The sequence below is a fragment of the Streptomyces sp. NPDC005151 genome (assembly GCF_053599875.1).
On sequence record NZ_JBSFYR010000175.1, the window covers coordinates 1 to 7,537 of the forward strand.

Consider the following 7,537-nt stretch of genomic DNA (forward strand, 5'->3'; position numbering starts at 1 on the left):
AACCCGGACGACATGACCACAGATCCTGCCGCACCCACCCACTACCTGTCACATCATCAGACGCGAAGCCCGCCACCGACCTACTGAATGCTTACGATGAATCAGCCACGAGCACGGCTCAAACGGCTTTACAGAAGCAGAAGGGCAGCGGCCCGCGTACAATCTGGGCCTGGATCAAGGAATTCGTCCTGGAGTTCGTTAGCGAGGGCATACTGCAGCTCCTGAGCTGCCTGCTCCTCATCGGAACCGCGGCAGGGGTCTACTGGGGCTGGCAGCAGAGTCCCGCGCTCACTTCAGGGGCTATCGCCGTGTTGCTCATCGGCGTCGTTGTCGCGATCACAGTCTGGCGACGCCCCGGCCCGCTTCGGGTTCGCCGGCTGGGCTTGACCCTGATGACCGTGCTTCTCTTCCTCGCCCTGTGGTTCCTCTTGTACGGAACCAACTGCGGCTGCCTCTGAACCCGTTCGCACGCAGTCGGCGACGTTGAGGTCTCCAACGCTACTGGTCATAGACGACGTTGCAGCCCCGGCCCAACGCTTCGTACCTGGTCAGCTGACCGCGCAGCGCTGCGGCCGCCTGCGGCGCCCGAAGTCCAGCTCGGCCGCTGCCGACCCTGACTGTCCGTCAGCCGACCTTCGGGCGATGCCCATTCGACCGCTCGGGGTGGTGGAACTTCAGCTGCGCCGGCCGGCCTTCGGCCGCCTGGCCCGGAAGTTTCACGTCCACCGTCCCGCCGAGGGACCAGAAGCTGCCGGTCATGCCAGTTCTCCTTGAGGAAGCTGAGGGTGGGCACTGCTGGAGCCGGCCGTCGGTGGCCAGCGGACCGAGGTCGATGGCGGTCCGGCCGGCGCGCTCGATCAGGCGGGTGACGCGGTCGTCGGCACGGGCGTCATCTCCGGACAGGAAGATCACACGGCGTCCGGCGGGCGTACGGGGGGCGGCGCCCGGCGCGAGCGGTTCGAGCGGGCGAAGACCGAGCGGATGTGCGGCCCGTCGCCCCGGCTCGGCCGACGGTCGTGAGGATGCGGCGGCGACTGGCTCCGCTCTTGGTCTGTTCCCCCCGGCCGGGGCCTGATAGCGTCGCCGTGCACGTGACCGATTGAGGAGGTGAGACCCATTAACGCTGTATCAGACTGGGTGCTCTCCTCCCCCGCGGCTGTGCGGTTCATCTGACATAGGTGGCCCTGGGAGCGCCCGTAGGCATCCCGAAAGGCCACGAACCTATGTACTTCACGTCGGAGACGACCTCGAACGGCGTCTCGGAACGTCCGTTCACCCATGACGGCATCTCAGGTCTGCTCTGGACACCCAGCGGTGCTACCCGCAGGCGCCCCCTGGTGCTGCTGGGCCATGGCGGTGGCCAGCACAAGCGCGCCCAGGGCCTCGTGGCCCGGGCCCGCTGTTACGTGACTCGCTGTGGCTTTGCGGTGGCGGCCATCGACGCGCCTGGACACGGCGACCTCCAAAGAACCGAGCAGGACGAGCAGTTCGTGGCAGGCATCAGGGAACGGATGTCTGCCGGCGAGCCCATCGGCCCGCTCATCGCCCGGCACAACGCCTCGCTGGCGGCGCGTGCCGTTCCGGAGTGGCAGTCCACCCTGGACGCCCTTCAGGACGTTGACCACGTCGACGCAAGCGGACCGGTGGGGTTCTGGGGCGTGTCACTGGGCAGCGCGATCGGCGTGCCCTTGGCTGCAGCCGAACCGAGGATCACTGCCACCGTCTTCGGCTGCGCGGGCCACGAAGCCCTGGCCGAGGCGGCGGCACCGTCCCGGTCGAGTTCCTGCTGCAGTGGGACGACGAGCTGGCGCCGCGCGACTCCGGCCTCGCGCTCTTCGACGCCTTCGCTTCCCACGAGAAGACGCTGCACGCCAACCCGGGCCGCCACACGGGCATCCCCGCGTTCGAGCTGGAGAGTTCACAGCGCTTCTTCGCACGTCATCTCGTCCGAGACCTCGACGCCCCGCAGGCGCACCGCTGACCTGCGTGGATCAAGCCGACGTACGTCTTCGGCGCTTCTCTCCAAACACCACTGAAAGGATCTTTGCCATGCCTGCCTTCTCCGCGTATGACGGCACCAAGCTTGCCTACCACGTCTTCGGCGACGGAAGTCCCGTGGTCTGCCTGCCCGGGGGACCGACGGACTCCGTATACCTCGGCGACCTCGGTGGCCTTTCCGCGCACCGGCAGCTGATCAGGCTGGACCTCCGGGGAACCGGCCAGTCGGAGATGCCGGAGGACGCCGCCTCCTGCCGCTGCAACCGACTCGTCGACGACCTGGAAGCCCTGCGCGAGCACCTCGGCCTGGACCAGATGGACCTGCTCGCACATAGCGCCGGCGCGAATCTGGCAACGCTGTATGTGGGCCGCCATCCGGAACGCGTCAGCAATCTGGCGCTGATCACACCGAGCGTCCGGGCCGTCGACTTCACGATCACAGGAGACCTCCGGCGCGAGACTGCGCAGCTCCGCCGGGACGAGCCGTGGTTCCCGGCGGCGTTCGCGGCCTTGGAGGCGATAGTGGCGGGCAAGGCCACCAGCGACGGTTGGAAGGCCATCGCACCGTTTTCCTATGGCCGTTGGGACGAGGTGGCTCAGGCCCATCAGGCTGCTGGGGATGAGCAGATGAACATGGAGGTCGTGGCTGCCTTCGGTGCCGAGGGCACTTTCGACCCGGACGCCACCCGCGCCGCGCTCGCCCGGTTCGCTTCGCCGGTGCTCCTGCTCGCCGGAGAGGTCGATCCGGGTGCCCCTCCTCGCACGATGGCCGAGTTCGCCGGTCTGTTTCCGAACGCCGAGTTCGTCGTTCAGGCCGGAGCCGGACACTATCCGTGGCTCGACGACGCTGACCGGTTCGTGGCGACCACCGAGGCGTTCCTGGGGTAGGCGACCACATCGTCGCCGTACCTCAGCGGTTCTGGCCGGCTCGGGCGTCGGTGGTGGCTCGGCAGATCCTCGGGGAGAGGTTCGTCGACCGCTCGGGAGTGAGGCCGCTCAGCGGTAGGGCAGCGAGACGACGCCCTTGACGTCGTCCCGCTGCCCCTGCTCGGGGACAGGAGCTGCGGATGCACGGCTGAACGTGCGCAGCTCTCGGCGGAGCCGTGGAGCTGCGTCGTCCTGGGCCGTCAGGACCAACAGGGCGAGTTGGTGACTTTCTTCGAGCTGGTTCAACTCAGTCTGGTTGCAGGCGAGTTTGTGGGTGAGCCGCTGATTCCGATCCCGGAGCCGGGTGATCCGTGCCTCGCGCGGGTCGGGCTGCTGATCAGCCGCCCGGGCGGCGGCCCGCCGCCTTTCGAACTCGCCCTTCAGCTGGCTCCAGGTCCGGTGGAGAGCCGCCCTGGAGGGGCCGGCCTGACGGGCGAGGTCTTGTGGATCACGGGCTGGTCGGCCTCCCCACCCGCGACACCCGGATCCCTGCCGAGCGGCGCCTCTCGTTGCGATGGCCGGGCCCGCGGGTGTCGATGCAGAGGCCGAGCCGAAGCGCCCGCCGGAGGTGCCGCCAAGCCGGGCATTCGAACCTGGCAGGCCCGGGCCGGCCGGATCCTGGTCCGGGCCAGTGTCCCCGCCGGCTGCGGACAGGCCGTGAAGCCGGTTCAGGCGGCGCCGGTTCGCGCCGTGGTGACCGCCACCGTTGCGTAACGCATCGTGAAGCTGCCACCCGTCGAGTCGATGGCCGCCCCGACACCCTCCAGCGCCTCCGCCAGCTTGTCCGATGGGAGCCGGGTGAAGGCGCCCTGGGTGGGCATCTGGTCCAGCCACGTGTCCCGGGTGCAGGACCACTCCCAGTCGAATCGCCACTGCTCCGGTTCGCTGAACCCGCCCGCCTCTCGAATCCCGTCTGCGGCCTTGGTGAACAGCACCTGGTACCCGTCCAGGGCCGGCTTCGTCATCGCCTGGACGTTGAACGGCGAGTCGGGCATCACCCGCCGGCAGACCGCGGCGACGGCTTCCGCAACGCCGGACGGAGGCTGGAACACGTTCCAAAACGCCGCCAGCCGGCCGCCCGGGCGCAGCACCTTCGCGGCCTTGACCGCCCCCGCGACGGGGTCGATCCGGTGCCAGGCCTGGCCGACGACGACCGCATCGAATGCCCGGCCGGCCGGGTCCCAGGCTTCAAACGTCGCAATCTCAACCTCGACCCCGAGACGCCGCGCCCGGTCGGCCATCCGCGCGTCGGGCTCGACCCCGAGCACCGTGCAGCCGGCCGCCTGGAACTGCCGGGCGGCGATTCCGGTACCACAGTCGACGTCGAGGACGTCGGGGCCAGGGTTGCCTGCGACGATCCGGTCCACCATGGCCTCGGGATAGCGGGGCCGGGCCCGGTCGTATCGTTCGGCGTCCGTGCCGAACGACTCCGCTGCCTGCCGGTATTGATGAGGCTCGCTCTCGGAAAGACTCGCTCGAGTCGGCGGTAGAGTGGGCATGTGCCCACTATTGGTGGGCACATGCCCACTCGTCAACCGGGCGGGCCCGGCGAGCGAAGGAGAGATGCACGGTGCCGACAGGGGTAGCCATCCGCAACGCGCGTGAGCAGCTGTTTGACGCCGCCGAGCGCGTCCTGCTCCGGGACGGGCCGAACGCGCTGACCAGCCGGGCGGTCACCACAGAGGCAGGCTGCGCCAAGGGCGTCCTGCACCGGCACTTCGCCGACTTCGACGCCTTCCTCGCCGAGCTCGTGATGAACCGCATCGCCCTGATCGACAACCAGGCCTCCGCCCTGCGTAACTCCGCCGGGACCGGCACCGTCGCCGGTAACCTCACCGGCACTCTGGCAACCCTGTTCGAGTCGGTCGCCGTGGCGATCGTCGGCCTCGTCATCTCACGGGATGACCTGCGTGCCCGGCTGCGCCAGGCCACGCCGACCGGCGTGCCGGTCCTGACGGAAGCTACGGCCATGATCGCCTCCTACCTCACCATCGAGCGTGAACGGGGCCGCATCGCGGCCGATGCCGACCTCGCCACACTCGCTCCCACTCTGATCGGCGCCGGGCACCTGCTCTTCGCCGACCGGGAAAGCACCCCGCCGGAGGCTGGAGCCGTCCACAAGGTCGTGACCACGGTCATCGCCGGCGCCGTGCAAGAACCGCTGCTACCAAAGGCCCAGCAGCAAGAGGTCGGCCACGACTTGGCCGTCATCGCCGATGTCGACGAGGCCCCATAGGGCCCGGCCCGGCGGCCAGTCCCACCCATCCACCAGCGTCTGGTGCCTGCGCCTCAGCCTCGGTGTCGGTGTCGGTGTCGGACGGTCCCGCAAGAGGGCCACCGGCCTCCGGGCCCGGCATGGCTGGGTTCCCTGTCGAAGCGATGACAATGCCGCTGCTCCTGAGACGGACGGTCGGTTGAGCCGGTGTGCTGATTTCACGCCTGGGGCGGCTGGGGTCCTGCTCGCCTGAGCTGAACCGGGCCGCAGCCCGGGCCAGCCCCGCATTCAGCCGGGACCGGCGCTTCGAGACACGCTGGCGTTCGTGTTCCAGGACGGCGAGCTTTGCGGTCACCCACGGGTCCGGGCGGATCCCACGGGCGCGGCGGGAGGCGATCAGGGTCTGGAGGCGGTCGATGCGCGCGCTGATCCGCTCCCCGTGCAGGCGCAGCCGGTCGGCCTTGGCGAGGACACCGTTCACCCGCAGGAACAGGGGCTGTCCGTCGGTGAGCACGTGGGGCTGGGGTTCGGCGGTGAGGCGGAGGGTGCCGCCGGTCAGTAGGGTGTTCAGGCCCCAGTCGAAAGCGACCGCCACCCGATGCCCCATCCCCTGGGGCTTCGACACACTGACCGCATACGGGACATCCAACAGGAGACGACTCTCGCGGACGCGGAGCGTCGGCGCACACAAGGCGGCATGGGCAGGTATGTGGTCCGGGAGCCGGAACCGGACGTGTACCTCATGCCAGTCCTTGCGCGAAACCGGGTCGGGACGGACGGGCAGTTTCACTGTCAACACCGCGTACCGATACGGGTCTTCGGGGCAGCGGGTCAGGGTGGCGAGCTGCCGGTCCACCGCCGCGAGCACCACCTGCCCACCCACCCCGGGCCGGGCTCCAACTCCGTCACCCCGGCCGGAAACCGGCCATGCCGACCATGGAAGTCGGCGATCTGTTTCGTGCGGGCCCGCAGCACACTGCTCACGGCCCCACTTCCGCCGTCGGGCAGCGCGGCCCGCAACGCCTCCCACTCCGCTCGGGTACGCCGCACGGGGTCGGCCGGCCAGGTGACCAGGACCGCGTCCACGACCTGGGCCCGCCACCACGCCGAGCGCAGCACCCGCCCCGCCTGCTCCTCCGCGATACGCCCCACCCGATCGGGGACGTACACACCCGCAGGAGTCTTTGTCCGCCAGCCAAGGCGCCGCAACGCCATCCACGCCTGCGACGGCAACGACACCCCGGCCTCGTCCACCCCGGACGCCAGCCGGGCCAGATCCGGCCCGCTCCAGCGCCCCCGCACCACACCCGACGCCAAGCCCTCCACCAGCGAGGCCAGCCACCGCACCCGCGCCACCAACACCGCCTCCGGCAACGCCTGTCCGGTCACGGTGTCGACACCCCGGAACGCGCGGGCACACGCGGCAGCGACCTGCTGCACCTCACCCTCACCCAGGGTCATCTTCCGCCGCATTCGCTTCTCGCCTCCGTCCGTGTCCGGTGTGCTCGTGTGCTGCTCGCGGGACTGTCTGCGCAAGGGGGCAGGTCAGACGGTGGGCGGCCGGCCGGTGTGTGGCGGGCTGCCGACGGCGGCGAGCAACCGCTGTCCGGCCTGACGTGAGCGGATCCCGTACACACGGCCAAAGAAGGAGGCGATCAACGAGACGAAGTCGGCCAGGAGTTCTTCCGTGCCGCCCGGTGCGGCCGCCTTGGGGTGGAGCACTTCGACCTGCACCCCATCCGCTTCCAGCACGGTGATCAGCCAGCGGGTCCCGAATCGGGCCAGCCGGTCCTCGTGGGTGACCCGGACATGCGTGATCCGACCCTCCCGAGCGGCGGCCAGCAGCCGCTTCAGCCCCAAACGCTCCTCCCGCAGACCCGACGCACGGTCCTTGAACACCGCGATCACCTCGCCCGAAGCGGTGGCCCGCAACTTTGCCTCCTGCGCGGCGAGCGACGACTCCTGCCCCGTACTGCCAGACACGCGCACATACAACGCCTCACGGCGCTCACGCTCCCCACCCCGACCGTCAACGACCAGCGCGTCCAGTCCGGTTGTGGGAAACCTGCGCTCACGCCCCACCCACACCACCCGAACCCGCCCCGCGTCCGCCCACACCCGAAGCGTGTCCGGATGCACGCCCACACGACGCGCCGCCACCGCCAACCGCAACAACTCCATGCCCACGGACGGTAGCCCCGGACACAGCCCAGACTCTTCCCAGAACAGCAGAAAGCTGCACGAAATGATGAAAACAGAAATAAACAATCTCAAACCACCGAAGACGTGCTACTCACCATCACCCTGGGGGCTGTCGATTAATAACTCCTCGGCTTATGGATGCCGTTGACCCCTAGGATGCGGGGGTGACGGATGAGGTGCAGCCGGGGTGGGCGG

At 69.3% G+C, this 7,537-nt stretch carries 9 protein-coding genes and 1 pseudogene; 4 read left to right on the plus strand and 6 right to left on the minus strand.

Annotation, left to right across the window (positions count from 1 at the left end; all coding sequences use genetic code 11):
* A partial coding sequence (locus tag ACWD6R_RS39085; RefSeq protein ID WP_451823112.1) for a hypothetical protein occupies positions 1-458 on the plus strand: 458 nt, incomplete at its 5' end.
* Between the two features lie 166 nt (positions 459-624).
* On the opposite strand, the gene ACWD6R_RS39090 is transcribed toward ACWD6R_RS39085, so the two are convergent.
* Positions 625-759, minus strand: coding sequence for a hypothetical protein (locus ACWD6R_RS39090; protein ID WP_451823113.1), 135 nt, complete (start codon positions 757-759; stop codon positions 625-627).
* A 464-nt stretch (positions 760-1,223) separates the two neighbouring features.
* Here ACWD6R_RS39090 and ACWD6R_RS39095 point away from each other — a divergent pair.
* Positions 1,224-1,981 (plus strand): annotated as a pseudogene (locus ACWD6R_RS39095) (alpha/beta hydrolase).
* A 68-nt stretch (positions 1,982-2,049) separates the two neighbouring features.
* Positions 2,050-2,886: an alpha/beta fold hydrolase gene (locus ACWD6R_RS39100; RefSeq protein ID WP_451823114.1), complete on the plus strand. Its 837-nt coding sequence runs from the start codon at positions 2,050-2,052 to the stop codon at positions 2,884-2,886.
* 108 nt (positions 2,887-2,994) lie between these two features.
* Here the strand turns inward: ACWD6R_RS39100 and ACWD6R_RS39105 are convergent, their stop codons facing one another.
* Positions 2,995-3,171 (minus strand): hypothetical protein, encoded by a 177-nt coding sequence (locus tag ACWD6R_RS39105; protein ID WP_451823115.1) that lies wholly within the window; start codon positions 3,169-3,171, stop codon positions 2,995-2,997.
* A 422-nt stretch (positions 3,172-3,593) separates the two neighbouring features.
* On the minus strand, positions 3,594-4,424 hold the full coding sequence (locus ACWD6R_RS39110; RefSeq protein ID WP_451823116.1) for a class I SAM-dependent methyltransferase: 831 nt from the start codon (positions 4,422-4,424) through the stop codon (positions 3,594-3,596).
* Positions 4,425-4,495: 71 nt separating this feature from the next.
* Between ACWD6R_RS39110 and ACWD6R_RS39115 the strand changes: the two genes are divergently transcribed.
* Positions 4,496-5,161 carry a TetR/AcrR family transcriptional regulator gene (locus ACWD6R_RS39115; RefSeq protein ID WP_451823117.1) on the plus strand — a complete coding sequence of 222 codons (666 nt, stop codon included), beginning with the start codon at positions 4,496-4,498 and terminating at the stop codon, positions 5,159-5,161.
* Here the strand turns inward: ACWD6R_RS39115 and ACWD6R_RS39120 are convergent.
* From ACWD6R_RS39120 to ACWD6R_RS39130, 3 genes are all read right to left on the minus strand, one after another.
* The gene (locus ACWD6R_RS39120) at positions 5,133-6,023 is read right to left on the minus strand and encodes a hypothetical protein (protein WP_451823118.1); all 891 of its coding nucleotides are present in this window, start codon (positions 6,021-6,023) and stop codon (positions 5,133-5,135) included. The genes ACWD6R_RS39115 and ACWD6R_RS39120 overlap by 29 nt on opposite strands.
* On the minus strand, positions 5,972-6,613 hold the full coding sequence (locus ACWD6R_RS39125; RefSeq protein ID WP_451823119.1) for a hypothetical protein: 642 nt from the start codon (positions 6,611-6,613) through the stop codon (positions 5,972-5,974). Before ACWD6R_RS39125 ends, ACWD6R_RS39120 begins: the two co-directional genes overlap by 52 nt.
* A 72-nt stretch (positions 6,614-6,685) precedes the next feature.
* Positions 6,686-7,321 carry an IS607 family transposase gene (locus ACWD6R_RS39130; protein ID WP_451823120.1) on the minus strand — a complete coding sequence of 212 codons (636 nt, stop codon included), beginning with the start codon at positions 7,319-7,321 and terminating at the stop codon, positions 6,686-6,688.
* Positions 7,322-7,537: the final 216 nt, after the last annotated feature.

Coding starts and splice junctions, on each gene's coding strand:
- ACWD6R_RS39100 (WP_451823114.1), top strand. CDS start 2,050: ATGCCTGCCTTCTCCGCGTATGACGGCACCAAGCTTGCCTACCACGTC.
- ACWD6R_RS39125 (WP_451823119.1), bottom strand. CDS start 6,613: ATGCGGCGGAAGATGACCCTGGGTGAGGGTGAGGTGCAGCAGGTCGCT.
- ACWD6R_RS39090 (WP_451823113.1), bottom strand. CDS start 759: ATGACCGGCAGCTTCTGGTCCCTCGGCGGGACGGTGGACGTGAAACTT.
- ACWD6R_RS39110 (WP_451823116.1), bottom strand. CDS start 4,424: ATGCCCACTCTACCGCCGACTCGAGCGAGTCTTTCCGAGAGCGAGCCT.
- ACWD6R_RS39130 (WP_451823120.1), bottom strand. CDS start 7,321: ATGGAGTTGTTGCGGTTGGCGGTGGCGGCGCGTCGTGTGGGCGTGCAT.